This is a genomic window from Verrucosispora sp. ts21 (assembly GCF_002879555.1).
Classification (GTDB): domain Bacteria; phylum Actinomycetota; class Actinomycetes; order Mycobacteriales; family Micromonosporaceae; genus Micromonospora; species Micromonospora gifhornensis.
The window spans coordinates 1-18092 of the sequence record NZ_PNOZ01000024.1 but is presented as its reverse complement, the minus strand read 5'-3'; the positions used below and the strand labels follow the sequence as shown (position 1 = coordinate 18092).

Annotated in this window: 14 protein-coding genes; 4 read left to right on the top strand and 10 right to left on the bottom strand. The window is 70.1% G+C overall.

The features are described 5' to 3' along the window. Positions 1 to 110: 110 nt before the first annotated feature. The 8 genes from C1A38_RS12845 to C1A38_RS12810 form a co-directional block, all read right to left on the bottom strand. On the bottom strand, positions 111 to 1172 hold the full coding sequence (locus C1A38_RS12845) for an ABC transporter permease (protein WP_102658063.1): 1062 nt from the start codon (positions 1170 to 1172) through the stop codon (positions 111 to 113). Then, positions 1169 to 2062: an ABC transporter ATP-binding protein gene (locus C1A38_RS12840; protein WP_102658114.1), complete on the bottom strand. Its 894-nt coding sequence runs from the start codon at positions 2060 to 2062 to the stop codon at positions 1169 to 1171. The genes C1A38_RS12845 and C1A38_RS12840 overlap by 4 nt, the downstream gene beginning before the upstream one ends. Positions 2063 to 2144: 82 nt before the next feature. Further along, the gene (locus C1A38_RS12835; protein WP_233196795.1) at positions 2145 to 2861 is read right to left on the bottom strand and encodes a response regulator; all 717 of its coding nucleotides are present in this window, start codon (positions 2859 to 2861) and stop codon (positions 2145 to 2147) included. After that, positions 2858 to 4138: a sensor histidine kinase gene (locus C1A38_RS12830; RefSeq protein ID WP_102658062.1), complete on the bottom strand. Its 1281-nt coding sequence runs from the start codon at positions 4136 to 4138 to the stop codon at positions 2858 to 2860. The genes C1A38_RS12835 and C1A38_RS12830 overlap by 4 nt, the downstream gene beginning before the upstream one ends. Before the next feature lie 94 nt (positions 4139 to 4232). Next, entirely contained in the window at positions 4233 to 6236 is a 2004-nt protein-coding gene (locus tag C1A38_RS12825) for a M48 family metallopeptidase (protein ID WP_102658061.1), read from the bottom strand. Then, positions 6236 to 6832 carry a LemA family protein gene (locus C1A38_RS12820; RefSeq protein ID WP_199180188.1) on the bottom strand — a complete coding sequence of 199 codons (597 nt, stop codon included), beginning with the start codon at positions 6830 to 6832 and terminating at the stop codon, positions 6236 to 6238. The genes C1A38_RS12825 and C1A38_RS12820 overlap by 1 nt, the downstream gene beginning before the upstream one ends. 169 nt (positions 6833 to 7001) lie before the next feature. Next, positions 7002 to 7946: a permease prefix domain 1-containing protein gene (locus C1A38_RS12815; protein WP_102658060.1), complete on the bottom strand. Its 945-nt coding sequence runs from the start codon at positions 7944 to 7946 to the stop codon at positions 7002 to 7004. After that, a complete protein-coding gene (locus C1A38_RS12810) occupies positions 7943 to 8284 on the bottom strand; it encodes a PadR family transcriptional regulator (RefSeq protein WP_102658059.1) in 342 nt (113 codons plus the stop codon). The genes C1A38_RS12815 and C1A38_RS12810 overlap by 4 nt, the downstream gene beginning before the upstream one ends. 174 nt (positions 8285 to 8458) lie before the next feature. Between C1A38_RS12810 and C1A38_RS12805 the strand changes: the two genes are divergently transcribed. Beyond that, a complete protein-coding gene (locus C1A38_RS12805) occupies positions 8459 to 9073 on the top strand; it encodes an acyl-CoA-like ligand-binding transcription factor (protein WP_102658058.1) in 615 nt (204 codons plus the stop codon). Between the two features lie 181 nt (positions 9074 to 9254). Beyond that, complete coding sequence (locus tag C1A38_RS12800) at positions 9255 to 10835, top strand: MDR family MFS transporter (protein WP_102658057.1); 1581 nt, start codon at positions 9255 to 9257, stop codon at positions 10833 to 10835. 78 nt (positions 10836 to 10913) lie between these two features. Here the strand turns inward: C1A38_RS12800 and C1A38_RS12795 are convergent, their stop codons facing one another. Further along, entirely contained in the window at positions 10914 to 11978 is a 1065-nt protein-coding gene (locus C1A38_RS12795) for a cobalamin-independent methionine synthase II family protein (RefSeq protein ID WP_102658056.1), read from the bottom strand. A gap of 223 nt (positions 11979 to 12201) precedes the next feature. Between C1A38_RS12795 and dnaE the strand changes: the two genes are divergently transcribed. Beyond that, a complete protein-coding gene (dnaE, locus tag C1A38_RS12790) occupies positions 12202 to 15735 on the top strand; it encodes a DNA polymerase III subunit alpha (protein WP_102658055.1) in 3534 nt (1177 codons plus the stop codon). A gap of 181 nt (positions 15736 to 15916) precedes the next feature. Next, entirely contained in the window at positions 15917 to 16954 is a 1038-nt protein-coding gene (locus tag C1A38_RS12785) for an aminotransferase class V-fold PLP-dependent enzyme (protein ID WP_102658054.1), read from the top strand. 92 nt (positions 16955 to 17046) lie between these two features. Here C1A38_RS12785 and C1A38_RS12780 read toward each other — a convergent pair whose 3' ends face one another. Further along, positions 17047 to 17910, bottom strand: coding sequence for an SPFH domain-containing protein (locus C1A38_RS12780; protein WP_102658053.1), 864 nt, complete (start codon positions 17908 to 17910; stop codon positions 17047 to 17049). Between the last annotated feature and the right edge of the window lie 182 nt (positions 17911 to 18092).

The following is an 18092-nucleotide window of genomic DNA, read 5'->3' as shown; positions in this document are numbered from 1 at the left end:
TTCTGTGGGCCTGTGACCGTTATGCGGCTATTCATCACGAATACGGGTGATCTGCAAGCGTGCCGACGTCCCGGAGAGGACGTCGGCACGCTGCACCGGGCCGGGTGCCGTCAGCCCAGCGTCTCGCGCTCCCGCCAGGCGGTACGGATCGAGGTGCGGCCGTTGGTGCGCAGCAGCGAACCCTCGTACACCCGGGACCCGGCGAGCACGAAGCCGGCCGCCGCGACCAGCAGCAGGGCCAGCGAGGCGAACAGTTCCCAGACGGCGGCGTCGCCGTTGAACAGCCGCAGCGGCATCGCGGTCGGCGACGAGAACGGCAGGTAGGACAGCACCTGCATGGCACCGGCGTTGTCGTTGAGGAAGATCACCGCGAAGAACGGCAGCATCACCGCGAGCTGCACCGGCATGGACACCCCGCTGATGTCCTCCAGCCGGTTGACCAGCGCGCCGGCCGCCGCCCACATCGAGGCGATCAGCACGAAACCGAGCAGGAAGAACGGCACGAACCAGCCGATCGCCGGGCCGAGCAGGGACAGCAACTGGTTGCTGTCGCCGAAGGCCATGCCGGCCAACGCGACGGCGGCGATCAGCCCGATCTGCCCCAGCGCGAGCAGGGTGCCGGCGAGCATCTTGCCGGCCAGCAGGGCGCGCACCGGCACCGCGGCGACGAGGATCTCCACGATCCGGGTCTGCTTCTCCTCGATGATGCTCTGCGCGATCTGCATGCCGAAGGTCTGCGAGGTGATGAAGAAGATGAAGGCGAAGGCGAACGGCACCAGGAAGGCCACCACCGGGTCCACCGCGTCCGGGTTCAACAGCCGCACCGGGGGCGCGCTGCTCAGGGCGGACACCACGTCGGTGGGGGCGTCGTTCATGGCCAGCACGGCCGGGCCGGCGACGACCGCGGCGTCGGCGTCGCCGTCGCGGACCGCCTGCTCGGCGGCGGCGTCGTCGGCCACGACCCACACCTCGAGCCCCGCCTCGCGCAGCGGGCCGGCCGCCGCCTCGGTCACCGCCACGGTGGACGGCCCACCGGCGAGCAGGGGCGGCAGGATGGTCGCCGCCGCCGCGATGAGCAGGAAGAACAGCGTACTGATCAGGAAGGTGCGGTCACGCAGCTTGACCCGGATCTCGCGGGCGGCGACCAGCCGGGTGGCCTCGAAGGTGTTCACTTGGTGACCTCTCGGAAGATCTCGGCGAGGGACGGGGTGACCGGCCGGAACGCGCGCACCGGGCCACGGGCGAGTGCGGCGTGCAGCACCGGCTGCTCGTCGGTGTCGGCGGCGAGGTCGAAGACGGCGCGGGGGCCGTCCAGGTCGACCAGGCTGACCCCGGCCTGGTCCCGCAGCCAGCCCGCGTCGGTGTCCACTACCAGCTCGAAGCGGCGGGTGGTGGCAGAGGACCGCAGCAGCTCCCGGCTGCCGGCGGCGCGGATCGTGCCGTCGGCGATGATCACCAGGTCGTCGCAGAGGCGTTCGACCACGTCGAGTTGATGGCTGGAGAACAGCACCGGTACGCCGGCGGCGGCGCGCTCCCGCAGCACCGTCAGGATGGTGTCCACGGCCATCGGGTCCAGCCCGGAGAACGGCTCGTCGAGCACCAGCACCTCGGGGTCGTGCACCAGCGCGGCGGCGATCTGGGCGCGTTGCTGGTTGCCCAGCGACAGCGTCTCCAGCAGGTCGTCGCCCCGCTCGTCGAGCCCGATCCGCTCCAGCAGGGTGTCGGTGGCGCGTCGGGCACCCTCCGCGGTCATCCCGTGCAGTCGGCCCAGGTAGACCACCTGTTCGCGGACGCTCATCTTCGGGTAGAGGCCACGCTCCTCCGGCATGTAGCCGAAGCGTCCCCGGATCCGGCGGTCCAGTGGCCGACCGCCCCAGGTCACCCGACCCGCGTCGGCGGCCAGTACGCCGAGGATGATCCGCATGGTGGTGGTCTTGCCGGCGCCGTTACCGCCGACGAAGCCGGTCATCCGGCCGGCGGCGACCTCGAAGGACACGCTCTTGAGCACCTGGCGGTCGCCGAAGCTACGGTCGACGCCGTCGAGGCGGAGGACTGTGGTCACGGCGTCCACGCTAGTTCTCTGATGATCGACTGCCGTCCGCCCGGCGACGGAGATCGTGACTCCTCCTCGCGGTGGAGTCCGCTCACCCGCCGGGTCGGACCACCCCCTGCTCGTAGGCGAAGACCACCGCCTGCACCCGGTCCCGCAGCTCCAACTTGGCCAGCACCCGGCTGACGTGCGACTTGACGGTCGCCTCGCCGAGGTGCAGCGCGGTGGCGATCTCGGCGTTGCTGGCACCCCCGGCGACCAGGACCAGGACCTCCCGTTCCCGGGGGGTGAGGTCACGCAGGGCCGCCTGCGGATCTGTCCCGCCGGTGCTCGGCCCGCCCGGCCGGGCGAAGGTGGCGATCACCCGGCGGGTGATCTCCGGGGCGAGCAGACCGTCGCCCCGGGCCACCACCCGGATCGCCTCGATCAACGCCTCCGGTGTGCCGTTCTTGAGCAGGAAGCCGCTGGCCCCGGCGCGCAGCGCGGCGAACAGGTAGTCGTCCCGGTCGAAGGTGGTGAGGATCAGCACGGCCGGCCCTGCCTGGTCCTGCTCGGCGCGGATCCGCCGGGTCGCCTCCAACCCGTCGACGTCGGGCATCTCCACGTCCATCAACACCACGTCCGGGCACAGGGCGCGGGTCATGCTGACGGCCCGGTGCCCGTCGGCGGCCTCGCCGACCACCTCGATGTCGTCCTCGATCTCCAGGATCACCCGGAAACCCGTACGCACCAGGTGGTGATCGTCGGCCAGCAGCACCCGGATCGGCCGGTCGCTGCCGGACTCCTCGGCGTGCCCGGCAGCGGTGCTCACGTCACCCGCCCCGCCGGCACCGGCAGCGGGAACCGCACCCGTACCCGCCAGCCACCGCCGGCCCGCGGACCGACCTCCAGTTCGCCACCGTGCGTGGCGACCCGTTCCCGCATCCCGATCAGCCCCAGGCCGTCGGCGTTCGGTGCCCGGCTGCCCCGGCCGTCGTCGGTCACTTCGATCTCCACCTCCTGCGCCAGATAGCGGATCCGTACGTCGAGCAGCCGCGCCCCGGTGGCGTGCTTCAACACGTTGGTGACCGCCTCCTGCACCACCCGGTACACGGCCTGGGAGACGGATTCGGGCAGCGGCGTCGGGTCACCGTACACCCCGAGGGTGGCCTCCAGGCCGGCCTCGCGGGCCCGGGTGACCACCGCCTCGACCTGCGCGATTCCGGCCACCTGCTGGGGTGCGTCGGGTTCGCTGTCGCGGGCCCGCAGCACACCGAGCATCCGGCGCAGCTCGTCCACCGCCGTGCGGGCGGACTCCTCGATCGCGGTCAGGGCGGTCCGGGCCTTGGCCGGGTCCTTGTCGAAGACCCGCCGGCAGGCCGCCGCCTGTACGCCCATCACCGACACGTGGTGGGCGACCACGTCGTGCAGCTCGCGGGCGATGCGGACCCGTTCGCCGACCACCGCGTTCTCGCGTGCCTCGGCCTGCGACCGACGCAACGCCTCGGCCTGCTCGGCCACCTCGTGCTGTCGGCGGGCGGCGACCCACGCGGTCTCGCCGAAGAAATACGCGAAACCGAAGAACAGCATATTGATCAGGACGCCGGTGACGATCGCGGCGAGGATGGGCGGCACCGGCCCGACCGCGTCCGCGAAGGCGTCCGGCGGCAGACTGCCGAGGTTGATCCCGTAGGAGATCGCCAGCCACACGAACATGGCGACGATCACGCCGACGCGCACCCGACGGGACAGCCGCCGATCGCGCCCCCACGCGCCGAGGGTGAAAATGGCGGCGAACAGCGCCCACTGGGACAGCTGCCACTCGGGTACGGCCCGGACCTGCGACCCGATGAACGCGGCGGAGATGAGCAGCGCGGTGACGGTGGGGTAGCGGCGGCGACAGATCAGCGGCAGCGGTACCGCGACGGTCCAGAGGATCTGTTCGAGGCCGGACGGGGGCGGCCCGAGCAGGAACGACCCGGTGCTGTGCGCCAGGGTGAGGCTGAACAGCGCCAGGGCCGTCGCCGCCAGACCGGCGTAGAGGTCCACCCGCTGCTGCTCGGGGGTGGGCCCCGGCCGCCGCCACCCGTCGGCTGTCTCGCTGGTCACTCGGGTCAGGATGCCACTTCCGTGGCCGGTGACCCAACCTGCGCCGACGTGATGTCGGTCGAACAGGTGGGGCTGCTCGCGGCAGGTGGTGCGGTCAGCCGATCCCGGCGCCGACCATCGGCGGCAGCGGGCAGTGCAGCAGACCGCAGATCGTCCGCAGCAGTTCGATCTCGGCCACCGTCATCATCTGGTCGTGGCTGATCACCGCCACCACGGCCGCGACCAGACGCTCCTTGTCCGCCGGGCGGAGCCCGTCGAGCACCGGCCAGGCGCTCTCCAGGGCCAGCACGCCGTTGTCCGGCGGCGCGTACGCCCAGGTGGTGCCGGGCAGCAGGATGTCGATGCCGGCCTGGAAGGCGCGTTGCGCGTCGGCGGGCTCGGCGTGCCCCACCTGGGCGAGCGTGGCCAGCAGGAAGCCCGCCGCGGAGCGGGCGTCGGTGAGCGTGCGCCGGTCGGTACGCCAGCGGGAGTCCGGTCGCAGCGATTCCTGGATCTCGGCCAGCATCAGCCGGGACAGGCAGTACTCGGAGACGTTTATCGCTCCGTCGGCGTGGATCAGCGTGAACACCGCCGCCACGGTCGACTCCAGTTCCGGAGCCGGTCGGCTACGCAGGGCCGGGAAGGTCAGCTCGGCCAGCGGCAGCACGAGCATCGGATGCAGCCCGGTCAGGGCCTGCGCCTGACCGAGCGCGGCGTCGGCCAGTTCGCGGCCGTGCTGCTGGGCGAGGGCGGCGTGCTGGTGCTGCCGGACCTGCGGCTCGGCGCTGATCAGCAGGCCCAGCAGCAGCGGCACGGCGGTGTCGCGGCCGCGGGCCCGGTCGAGCAGCGGGGCCGGGATCTGGTCGAGCAGGGCTGCGGCGTGCTGGTAGGCGTTCTCCGTCGGCGCGGCCACCCGCCCGAGCACCTCGGTCGGCGCGAGGCGTACCCGGGTTCCCGGCACCGGCAACGGCGACGCTTCCGGGCGTACCCCACCGGTTGTCCCCGCCCCGGCGGCCCGGTCGGTTGGGACCTGGCCGGGCGCGGGTTGCGGCGGTGCGGCCGGTGCCAGGCCCAGTGCGACGTCCTCCTGCCGGCCCGATGGTGGCGCCGCCGCCCACTGCCGGGACAGCCGTTGCAGCTCGGCCGGGTCGAAGGACGGCTCCAGCGCGCGGATCCGGTCGGCCAGCGGCGGGTGGGTGGCGAACCAGGAGGTCCGGGCCGCCTCGCCGAAGAGCATGTGCCCGACCTCGTCGCGCTTGGGCGACTTCAGTTCCGAGCCGTCGGAGAGACCACCGATCTTCTTCAGGGCTCCGGCGATGCCCCGGGTCTGCCGGGTGTACTGCACGGCCGAGGCGTCGGCGAGGTACTCCCGTTGCCGCGACACCGAGGCCTGGATGAGCCGCCCGGCGAGCACGCCGACGTACCCGGCGACCAGCAGTGCCAGCCCCACCAGCAGCAGCGGGTTGGCGCCACCGCCACTGTTGCCGCGCCGGTTGCCGCCGCTGATCAGCCCGGAACGGGACAGGCCCCGGCCGATCACGGTCAGGAACAGGATGCCGAACAGCAGGCCCATCAGCCGGATGTTGAGCCGCATGTCCCCGTTGACCACGTGCGCGAACTCGTGCGCGATGACCCCTTGGAGTTCGTCGCGGTTGAGGCGCTGCAACGCGCCCCGGGTGACCGCGACGGCGGCGTCCGACGGGCCCCAACCGGCGGCGAAGGCGTTGATCGCCGTCTCCTCCGGCAGGACGTAGACCTCGGGCACCGGTACGCCGGAGGCCAGCGCCATCTCCTCCACCACGTTGCGCAGCCGGCGCAGCTCCGGGTCGGTGGTGTCCGGCGGCACCGGCACTCCGCCCAGCTCACGGGCCACCTTCCCGCCACCGCCGCGCAACGCGAGGGTACGCACCAGCGCGGCCAGCCCGATCGCCGCGACGGTCGCCACGGTCACCATGGCCACGAAGCCGGCCAGTTGTCCGGGGTCGGCGGCGGTGGCGTTGAACGCGAAGATCGCCGCGACGTTCACCACCACCACGATGCCGATCACGGCGAGCACGAACAGCAGCACCAGCCGGGTGGACAGCCGGCGAACCTGACGCTGCCGTTCGAAGAAGTTCATCAGAAGGAGACCTGCGGGGCCTGACGCTGCTGCGGGTCGTCCGGCTCGAACAGCGCGGCCGGCCCGAAGGAGAACATCCCCGCGATCAGGCTGGACGGGAAGACCTCACGCTTGTTGTTGTAGGTCATCACCGCGTCGTTGTACGCCTGCCGGGCGAAGGCGACCCGGTTCTCCGTCGAGGTCAGCTCCTCCGACAGCTGCATCATGTTCTGGTTGGCCTTCAGGTCCGGGTATGCCTCGGAGAGCGCGAACAGCCGACCCAGCGTGGCGGTGAGCGCGTTCTCCGCGCCGCTGAGCTGCTGCATCGCCGCCGGGTCGCCGGGTGCTGCGGCGGCCGTGGCCTGCGCGTTGACCGCGGCGTTACGGGCCTTGATCACCGCCTCCAGGGTCTCCCGCTCGTGCTTGAGGTAGCCCTTGGCGGTCTCCACCAGGTTGGGGATCAGATCGTGCCGGCGCACCAACTGCACGTCGATCTGGGCGAAGGCGTTGCGGTACGTGTTGCGGGCCCGAACCAAGCCGTTGTAGATCGACACCCCGAAACCGAGCACCGCCACGACGATCAGGACCAGGCACACCAAACCGATGATCACTTCCACGGCAACTCCCCAGGTCCGCACCAGTTCCGTCAAGCCCACCCTACTGACGCCCCACCACCCGCGCTCCCCGCACGACCGCCGCCCGGCAGCATTGATCATGAGGTTGGCGGCGGTGGAGGATCTCCACGACTGCCGCCAACCTCATGATCAGCAGGGCTGGGGTAGGGGATCAGCGGGCGGCGCGGCGGGCCTTGAGGGCGCTGTCGACGACGTCCCAGAGGGTGGTGGCGACGATGACCACGATGCTGATCCGTGCGACGGTGTCGATGCCGCCGTCGCGCAGCCAGGCGAAGCGGGCGACGAAGTCGGGGTTGAACAACCTGTCGTTGGTCAGCAGCCAGATCACCGGCACCGCGTACGCCAGGTTGAGTGCGGCGTTGACGGCGACCAGCGGCCAGGTCCACCGGCGGGCCCGGTACTTGGCGACCTCCAGCCCGATGCTGGCGACCAGGACGACGAGCAGTGCCGGCAGCCAGAAGCTCCAGAGCGCGGGGTCGAGGAGCGGCAACCGGACGCCGTCGCCGACCACCGTCTGGAAGTGCTGCCACGGCAGGGCGGCGATGAGCAGGACCAGGAACACGATCGAGGCGCACACGTCGGTGAGGCTGACGTCCCGCTCGACGGGCTCGTCCGGGAGCTGATCGACGCTCCACTCCGGCCGGTTGAGCGGGGTGCCCACCCGCTCCATGATCGCGAAGATCAGGGTCACCCAGAAGGCGATCTGCACCGCGACGTTGAACGCCGCCACGATGCCCTTGCCGATCGCGCCGCCGGCGTTGTCGGAGACGGTGGCCTCCAGCACACCCATCAGCACACCGATGATGGCCGGAATGGTGCTCAGCAGCCCGATCATCAGTCGTTGCCAGGCCAGGTAGTACGTCGGGCCGATCAGTTGCAGTCGCCGGTCGGCGTACCGGGCGGCCAGCTCGGCGGGGTTGCCCAGCTCGGTGAGCACCTCGCGCTCGGCCGTCGCGGCGTCGACCCCTTCGGCCGTCCGACCGTCGACCATGTCAGCGATCGAAGCGCGCAGTTCGTCGGCGATCTCCTCGCGGCGCGCCGTCGGCACCGAGCGCAGGGTGGCGGCGAGGTATCTGTCGGTCAGCGAGGTCGTCATCGGGGGGCTCCTTCGATCAGGGCGGTCAAAGAGGTCTGCACGGCGGCGAGGTCGGTGAGCAGGCGCTCCAGCACCTGCTCGCCCGCCTCGCTGGTGCGGTAGAACTTGCGCGGCCGGCTTTCCTCGGTGTTCCACTCGCTGGTCAGCAGCCCCTGCTCCTCGAGCCGGCGCAACAGCGGGTAGAGGGTGTTGGCGTCCACCGGAAAGCCGTGTCCGGTGAGCCGTTGCAGCAGCGCGTACCCGTAGCCGGGTTGGCGCAGCGCCACCAGGCTGGCCACCACCACCGTCCCCCGGCGTAATTCCTGCAGATGCGTCCGCAACACGTCGTCACTGCCCATGCGTCACACCATACTGTGTGGCGCACAGTGTTGTCCAATAGCCAATGGTGTTGGTGGGGCAATAGTGTTGTATGGGCAATGGTGTTGGTCGCCCGACATGGTGTCAGTCAGGGAAATTCGCGTCACACGCTAAAACTTTGCAGCGTATGCACCTTTGGCCTTACGGTTTCTGACGTGCAGGTGGACGAGCTGACGACGCTGGGGCGACGGGACCGCAAGAAGCGGCAGACCAGAGCCGCCCTGGCCGCCGCCGCGCTGCGGCTGGTCGCCGAGCGCGGCCTCGACCAGGTGACGGTCGAGGACATCAGCGAGGCGGCGGACGTCTCCGCCCGGACCTTCTTCAACTACTTCCCGACCAAGGACGACGCCCTGGTGGGCGACAGCGAGGGCGACCGCGAGCGAGTGCTGCGGGCCCTGGCCGCCGTACCCGCCGAGCAACCCGCGCTGGAAGCGCTGCGCCGCGCCTTCATCGGGGCCGTCGAGGAGGCGCAGGGCGACGCCGAACTGTGGCAGCTGAGGTTGCGGGTGGTGACCCAGCATCCGGTGCTGCTGGGCCGCCTGGTCACCGGCAACGCCACCACCGAACGGGCCCTCGTCGAGGCGATCGCCGCGCGTACCGGACTGCCGGCCGACGACGCGTACCCGGCGCTGGTCGTGGCGGTCGCGGGGGCTGCCCTGCGGGCCGCGATGATCCGGTGGGCGACCGGCGATGCCCACCGCCTGGCCACGCTGCTCGACGAGTCGTTCGCCACCATCGCCGCCGGCCTGCCCGACCCCCGCACCGGCTGACCACGGGCCCGCCGCCGCGCCTGCCGCCCGCCGAGCCCGTCACCCACCCGAATCTGCCGCCTGCCGAGCCTGCCGCCTGCCGAGTCCGGCGTGTGTCGAGCCCGGCTGCGGCACCCAGACCAGGACCACCTGTCCGGCGCGACCGCGTCGAGGACTGAACCATGCGTGAGGAAGAAGTGTCATGACGACTGCGATCGAGCCGGTCGACGCCGCAGGGGCGGACGGCGGCCGGATGTCCCGCCGGGAGATCCTCCAGGCCCTCTCCGGGCTGATGGTGGGGATGTTCGTGGCGATCCTCGCCTCGACGGTGGTCGCGAACGCGCTGCCGCGCATCATCGCCGACCTCAACGGCAGCCAGACCGTCTACACCTGGATCGTCACCAGCGAACTGCTGGCCATGACCGCCACCGTGCCGTTGTGGGGCAAGATGGCCGACCTCTACAGCAAGAAGCTGCTGATCCAGCTCTCCCTCGGGCTGTTCGTGCTCGGCTCGTTGGTCGCCGGTCTCACCCCGAATGTGGAGGTGCTGCTGGTCAGCCGGGTGATCCAGGGCGTCGGCGCGGGTGGCATGACCGCCCTGGCGATGATCGTGATGGCGGCCATGATCCCGCCGCGTGAGCTGGGCCGCTACGCCGGCATCTTCGGCGCGGTGTTCGGTGTCGGCACCATCGCCGGCCCGCTGATCGGCGGCGTGCTGGTGGACACCTCGTGGCTGGGCTGGCGCTGGTGCTTCCTGATCGGGGTGCCGTTCAGCTTCCTCTCCATCTTCCTGCTCCAGCGCACCCTGCACCTGCCGATCATCCGCCGCAAGGCCCGCATCGACTGGGCCGGCGCGGCACTGATCACCGCCGGTGTGTGCACCCTGCTGATCTGGTCCTCGCTGGCCGGGCACAAGTTCGCCTGGGCCTCCGGCTGGACCGCGCTGATGGTCGTCGGTGGTCTGGCGCTGCTGGTGGTGGCCGTCTGGGTCGAGTCCCGGGCCGCCGAGCCGATCATTCCGCTGGAGATCTTCCGCAGCCGTACGGTCACGCTGACCACCGTGGCCAGCATGCTGGTCGGCGTCGCCCTGTTCGGCGGGACGGTCTTCCTGTCCCAGTACTTCCAGACCTCCCTGGGCAAGTCGCCGACCATCGCCGGCCTGATGAGCCTGCCGATGATCCTCGGTCTGCTGGTCTCCTCCACGATCGCCGGCCAGCTCATCACGAAGTACGGCAGGTGGAAGGCGTACCTGGTGGCCGGGGCCGCCATCATGGGCGTCGCGATGCTGCTGCTGTCGACCATCGACATCGACACCCCGCTGCCGCTGCTGTTCAGCTACATGGCGCTGCTCGGCATCGGGGTCGGCATGCTCATGCAGAACCTGGTGCTGGCGGCACAGAACGACGTGCCCGCCCACGAACTGGGTGCGGCCACCTCGGTGCTCACCTTCTTCCGCAGCATGGGCGGCGCGATCGGGGTCAGCGCCCTCGGCGCGGTGCTGGCCAACCGGGTCACCGGCCTGATGACCGCGCAACTCGGACCGGCCGCCGGTGCGACCGACGGCGGCACCACCGAGGTACCCGACCTGTCCACCCTGCCGGAGCCGGTGCTGGTGATCGTGCAGAACGCGTACGCCACCGCCACCTCGGAGCTGTTCCTGATCGGCGCGCCGATCGCGTTCCTCGCCCTGCTGGCGGTGCTGTTCATCCGGGAGAAGCCGCTGCACACCCTCAGCGGCGACGAGCGGGCCCGCCAGGAGGCGAACCTGCCCGTCGCACACTGACCGAGATCTGGACTCGACGTGGGGCGCCCGGCATCCGGGCGCCCCACGGTGGCGCCGTGGTCGATGTGTGCCGCTGCCTCACGCTCCCAGGCGTTCGGCGGCCATCGCAGTGCCCTCGATGCGAGCTTGGATCTTCGCCCAGGCGGTGTCCCTGGAGGTGGAACGGTCGTCGCTGAACGGCGCGAAGCCGCAGTCGTCGCAGCTACCCAACCGCTCCGGGGCGATGTACTCGGCGGCCCGGAGCACCCGGTCGCGGACCTGCTCCGGGGTTTCCACGACCGGGTCGACCGGGTCGGTCACCCCGACGAAGATCCGCTGGTCCGGCCGCGAGTGGGTGGCGACCTGGCGGAGTACCCGGTCCGGGTCGGCCTCGCTGGCGAGCTGGAGATAGAACACCCCAGCGTGCAGCGCGAACAGGCTCGGCAGCAGCTCGGCGTAGTCGACGTCGAGGCTGTGCGTGGAGTCCTGGTCGCCGCCGGGACAGGTGTGCACGCCGATCCGGGCCCGCTCCTGCTCGGTGAACCGGTCGAGCACCCGATTGTTGAGCGCCACGAACGAGTCGAGGAGTCCCTTGGAGGGGTCGAGCTTGACCGCCAGGCGCCCCTCGGTGAAGTCGAGCTGCACGCTGCTGGCCCCGGCGTCCAACGCCTCCCGGATATCCGCCTCGGCCTCGTTCACCAGGTCGTCGAGGAACGCCTCCCGGTCGTACCCGTCGATGCCCTCGGGTGGGTAGAGCAGGCTCAGCGCGGAGGGCGCGATCACCGACTGCTTGACCGGCACGGTCGCGTACCGCTGGGCGGCCCGCAGGTAGTCCACGGAGCGGGCCGCGTAGCGGAACGGGCCGGCGGTCAGCTTGGGCAACTGCCGGGAATGGCCGTCGGCGAACGGGATCTCCACCCCGTCGGCCGCCAGGTGATCAAGACCATGCACGGGGTACGTCGCGAAGCTGGGCTTGCGCTGTTCGCCGTCGGTGACCACGGGCGAGCCGAGCGCTTCGAAGCGGGCGATGGTGTCGCGTACGGCGTCGTCGTACCGGGACTGGAGGGTGTCGGAGTCGAGTCTGCCGGCCTCGTGTTCTGCGATGCCGGCGAGGAGTTGCGCAGGGCGGGGGATGCTTCCGATCGGTTCCGTCGGGAGACTCATGCCACGAACCTAGCGGCGCCCATCGATCCACTCAACGTGTTCGCCCCGGTGCGCGCAGCAGTTGCCGCACCACTGCCAACCTCATGGTCAACCAGGTGGAGTGGGGTGGAAGTGTGATCCAGGATGCCGCACCGGTCGGTAGTGCGCGGCGCGCTGGAGCAGCTCCAGCGGCGGCGATAGGGTGGGTCGACCGACTCGATCATCCGACCCGGGGGGCCTTCGCATGAGCGATTCGTTCGCGCATCTGCACGTGCACACAGAGTACTCGATGCTCGACGGGGCGGCCCGGCTCAAGGACCTGTTCGCCGAGGTCAAGCGGCAGGGGATGCCGGCGGTCGCGATGACCGACCACGGCAACATGCACGGCGCGAACGACTTCTACAAGCAGGCCATGGCCGCCGGGGTGACGCCCGTGCTGGGCATCGAGGCGTACGTGGCGCCGGAGTCGCGGTTCCACAAGAAGCGGGTGCGGTGGGGTCGTCCGGAGCAGAAGAGCGACGACGTCTCCGGTAGCGGTGGTTACACCCACATGACCATCTGGGCGCGCAACCGGGTCGGCCTGCACAACCTGTTCAAGCTCACCAGCAAGGCGTACACCGAGGGCTACTTCGTGAAGTGGCCCCGGATGGACGCGGAACTGCTCGCCGAGCACGCCGACGGGCTGATGGCCACCACCGGCTGCCCCTCCGGCGAGGTGCAGACCCGGTTGCGGCTCGGCCACGACGCGCAGGCCCTCGAAGCGGCGGCGAAGTACCAGGACATCTTCGGCAAGGAGAACTTCTTCCTGGAGTTGATGGACCACGGCCTGGACATCGAGAAGCAGGTCCGGGACGGGCTGCTGGAGATCGGCCGCAAGCTGAACATCCCGCCGGTGGTCACCAACGACTCGCACTACACCCACGAGGCCCAGTCCGAGGCGCACGACGTGCTGCTCTGCGTGCAGACCGGCAGCAACGTCGCCGACCCGAACCGGTTCAAGTTCGGCGGCAGCGGCTACTACATCAAGTCGGCCGACGAGATGCGCGGCGTGGACAATTCCGACGTGTGGCTGGAGGGCTGCCGCAACACGCTGCTGGTGGCCGAGAAGGTCGACCCGACCGGGATGTTCGAGTTCCACAACCTGATGCCGCGTTTCCCGGTGCCCGAGGGGGAGACCGAGGAGTCCTGGTTCCGCAAGGAGACCTTCGCCGGCCTGGCCCGCCGCTTCCCGAACGGCATCCCCGAGGGGCATGTGGTGCAGGCCGAGTACGAACTCGGCGTCATCATCCAGATGGGCTTCCCCTCGTACTTCCTCGTGGTCGCCGACTTCATCCAGTGGGCCAAGAACCAGGGCATCGCCGTCGGTCCGGGCCGCGGCTCGGCGGCCGGTTCCCTTGTCGCGTACGCCCTGGGCATCACCGACCTGGACCCGATCCCGCACGGGCTGATCTTCGAACGGTTCCTGAACCCCGAGCGGGTCTCCATGCCGGATGTCGACATCGACTTCGACGAGCGTCGGCGCGGTGAGGTGATCAAGTACGTCACCGACAAGTGGGGTGAGGACAAGGTCGCCCAGATCGCCACCTTCGGCACCATCAAGGCGAAGGCCGCGATCAAGGACTCGGCCCGGGTGCTCGGTTACCCGTACGCGGTCGGCGACCGGATCACCAAGGCCATGCCCCCGGCGGTGATGGGCAAGGACATCCCCCTGGAAGGGATCTTCGACCCGAAGCATCCGCGCTACGCCGAGGCCGGCGAGATCCGCGGCATGTACGAGTCGGAGGCCGACGTCAAGAAGGTCATCGACACCGCGCGGGGCATCGAGGGGCTGATCCGGCAGACCGGTGTGCACGCCGCCGGGGTCATCATGTCCGCCGAGCCGATCGTCGACCACATCCCGCTGATGCGCCGGGACTCCGACGGGGTGATCATCACCCAGTTCGACTACCCGACGTGCGAGTCGCTCGGGCTGTTGAAGATGGACTTCCTCGGCCTGCGCAACCTGACCATCATCGACGACGCGGTGAAGAACATCCAGCTCAACCACGGCAAGGAGCTGGACCTGCTGGGTCTGCCGCTGGACGACAAGGCCGCCTACGAGCTGCTGTCCCGAGGCGACACCCTGGGGGTGTTCCAGCTCGACGGCGGGCCGATGCGCTCGCTGCTGCGGATGATGAAGCCGGACAACTTCGAGGACATCTCCGCCGTCCTCGCGCTGTACCGGCCCGGCCCGATGGGCGTGGACTCGCACACCAACTACGCGCTGCGCAAGAACGGCCTCCAGGAGATCACCCCGATCCACCCGGAGCTGGAGGAGCCGCTCAAGGAGATCCTCGCCCCCACCTACGGCCTGATCGTCTATCAGGAGCAGGTGCAGCGCGCCGCGCAGATCCTCGCCGGCTACACGCTGGGTCAGGCCGACCTGCTGCGCCGGGCGATGGGCAAGAAGAAGAAGGAGATCCTGGACAAGGAGTTCATCCCGTTCCGGGACGGCTGCCGCGAACACGGCTACTCCGACGACGCCATCCAGAAGGTCTGGGACGTCCTGGTCCCGTTCGCCGGGTACGCCTTCAACAAGGCGCACTCCGCCGCGTACGGGCTGGTGTCGTACTGGACGGCGTACCTGAAGGCGCACTACCCGGCCGAGTACATGGCGGCGCTGCTCACCTCCGTCGGCGACGACAAGGACAAGATGGCGCTGTACCTGTCGGAGTGCCGCCGGATGGGCATCCAGGTGCTGCCGCCGGACGTGAACACCTCGGCCGGTCCGTTCACCCCGGTCGGCAGGGAGATCCGCTTCGGCCTGGGCGCGATCCGCAATGTCGGCGCGAACGTGGTCACCTCGATCATGCGCTGCCGGGAGGAGAAGGGCGAGTACGCCGACTTCTACGACTTCCTGTCCAAGGTGGACGCGGTGGTCTGCAACAAGAAGACGATCGAATCGCTGATCAAGGCCGGGGCGTTCGACTCGATGGGGCACTCCCGCAAGGGTCTGCTCACCGTGCACGCCGACGCCATCGACGCGTACGCCGACGTCAAGCGCAAGGAGGCCGTCGGCCAGTACGACCTGTTCGGGGCGGGCTTCGGCGAAGCCGAGGTCGCCACCAACACCCAGGTCATGCCGACAATCGGCGACGGGGAGTGGGACAAGCGCGACAAGCTGGCCTTCGAACGCGAGATGCTCGGCCTGTACGTCTCCGACCACCCGCTGTTCGGCCTGGAGCACATCCTCGGCGGGGCCGCCGACTGCACCATCTCCGCGCTGTCCGAGGAGGGCACCGTGCCCGACGGGGCGGTGGTCACCCTCGCCGGGATCCTCTCCGGAGTGCAGCGGCGGGTCACCAAGCAGGGCCGGGCGTGGGCCTCGGCCACCCTGGAGGACCTCGCCGGCGGGGTGGAGACCCTGTTCTTCCCGAACACCTACGAGGTGATCGGCCAGTACATCGCCGAGGACGCGATCGTGGTGGTCAAGGGTCGGGTGGACCGGCGCGACGACATCCCCCGCATCATGGCGATGGACATGTCCCTGCCCGACATCTCCACGAGTACGACCAACAAGGCGGTCACCCTGACCATCCCGGTGACCCGGTGCACTCCGCCCCTGGTGGAGCGGCTCAAGGAGACACTGGTGCTGCATCCGGGCGACGCCGAGGTGCACGTCAAGCTGCTCAACGGCAGCCGGACCACCCTGCTGCGGCTCGGCCCGGTCCGGGTGGCGGCGACCACCGCCCTGATGGCCGACCTCAAGAGCGTCCTCGGCCCCGCCAACGTCAGCTGACCCCACCCGGCGGTCGGGCGCCGCTCGCTGGCTGGGCGCCGTTTCGGCGTAGTGGGGGTGACCGGCCGACCTGAACACCGCCACATCGCCGAAACGGTGTCGGTCCTCACTGGGGTCGAGGGCCAAGGGGTGCGGATTGGCGCTGCTCACCGGCCGGGACCGGCGACTAGCGTCGGTTGGCGTGGAGCTTGAGCAGGCACAGAAGCTGTGGCAACCGCACCCCGGGTGGCTGAACACCGCCAGCTACGGTCTACCGCCCGACCCGGCCTGGGACGCGTTGCAGGAGGCGCTCGCCGGATGGCGGGCAGGAACCGCCTCCTGGGAGAGTTGGAGCACGGCCACCGACCGGTCGCGGGCGGCCTTCGCCAAGCTGACCGGGGTGCCGGTGGCCGACGTCGCGGTCGGCGTCAACGTCTCGCAGCTGCTGGCACCGATCGCCGCCGCCCTGCCCGCCGGCGCCCGGGTGGTCGTCCCCGAGGTGGAGTTCACCTCCAACCTCTTCCCCTGGCTGGTGCAGCGGGAACGCGGCGTCGAGGTGCGCACGGTGCCCCTTGCCGACCTGGCCACCTCGATCGACGCCGGCACCGACCTGGTGGCGTTCAGCCTGGTGCAGTCCGCCAACGGCGCGGTGGCCGCGTACGACGAGATCGTCGCGGCGGCCCGGGCGCACGGCGCGCTGGTCGCGGTCGACGCCACCCAGGCCTGCGGTTGGCTGCCGTTCGACGCGGCCCGCGCCGACGCGGTGGTGGTCGGCGGCTACAAGTGGCTGATGGGGCCGCGCGGCACCGCCTTCGCCTACCTCGCGCCGCAGCTGCGGGACCGGTTGCGCCCGGACGCCGCCGGTTGGTACGCCGGTCAGGACCCGCACGGCTCCTACTACGGTCCACCGCTGCGGCTGGCCGACGACGCCCGCCGGTTCGACATCTCACCGGCCTGGTTCAGTTGGGTCGGTGCGGCCCCGACGCTGGAGTTGCTGCTGGAGATCGGGGTGCCGGCAGTACACGCGCACGACGTGGCGCTGGCCAACCGGTTCCTCACCGGGCTGGGGCAGCCGCCGGGCGACAGCGCGATCGTCACCGTCCAGGTGGCCGGCGCGCAGGAGAAGCTCGAACGGGCCGGTGTCCGCGCGGCGGTACGCGCCGGCAACGTCCGCGCCTCCTTCCACCTGTACTCGACCCAGCACGACGTCGACCTCGCCCTGGAGGCATTGACCAGCTGATCACGCGCCCTCGCCGGACTGCCCGCCCGGTCCGGTAAGCCGTCCGGTCGGTCGCTGCCCGGTCCAGTCGCCGTCCGGCGAGGTATGTCAGCTCACTTCGCGCTGCCGGTGACGATGCCCGGGTTGATGCACAGACCCGGTGAGCTGCCGTTCTTCTCGGCGATCTCCAGGCAGCGGGTCACCTTGTCGACCTTGGCGTTGGTCTCGGTGATCTCCTTCTGGATCTCGGCGTTGCGGCGGTCCTGTTCGAGGTTGCGGGTCTGGGCGAGCTTGTCCTGGAAGGCCTTGATGTTGCCCTCGGTCTTGTCGTCGTGATTGACCCGGGTGATGGTCACCGACAGGATGTCGACGTCGCTGCCCAGCCGGCCCTCGGCGCTGGACTTGATGCTCTCGGCGAAGGGCTTGAGGTCGACGTTCAGGTTGCCGGTCTTCGCGTCGATACGCTCCAGCGGGTTGTAGGAGGCGAAGGCGTCGTTGACCGCACTGTCGAGCTGCACACCGACCCGCTGACCCCGGAAGCTGTCGAAGTCGCCCTTGTAGTCCATGAACTGCTGCGGGGCGTTCTCCGGCTGGACCTGCCACTCGATCAGCACCTCGACGCAGGCGTCGGCGAGGGTGCCGGTACGCACCCGTACGCAGGCATCGTTGCCGATGTGGTCGTACTTCTGCCGCCCGGCGTCCCATTCGCCGACCCGCTGCCACGGCGCGACCCACTTCAGGCCGGAGCCGGTGACCTCACCGGTCGGCTTGCCGAAGCTGGTGACGATCCCGACCGAGCGGATCGGTACCGAGTGGGCGCTCGACGCGACGGTGAGCAGGAGCGTCGCGGCCAGTGCGGTGATCGCGGTCAGGGCGCCGACCTGTCGTACGCTCCGCTGTCCGCCGAGCAGTGCGACGGCGACGGCGACGGCCGCGATGACCGCGCCGACGATCGCAAGGATGAAGCCGATGGGCATGGGTTGCGTACCTTCCGGAGCGGCCTGCTGAGTGGATCATCAACCTATCGGCCCTGCGCAAGTGCCCTTCGGAACCCCGTGAAGACGCCGATGGCCGGCACCCGGGTGCGGGTGCCGGCCATCGGCTTCTTGTTCCCCCTGTACGAGGAAGGTCTTCGGGTCAGCTGTTCCAGTGTTCGGCG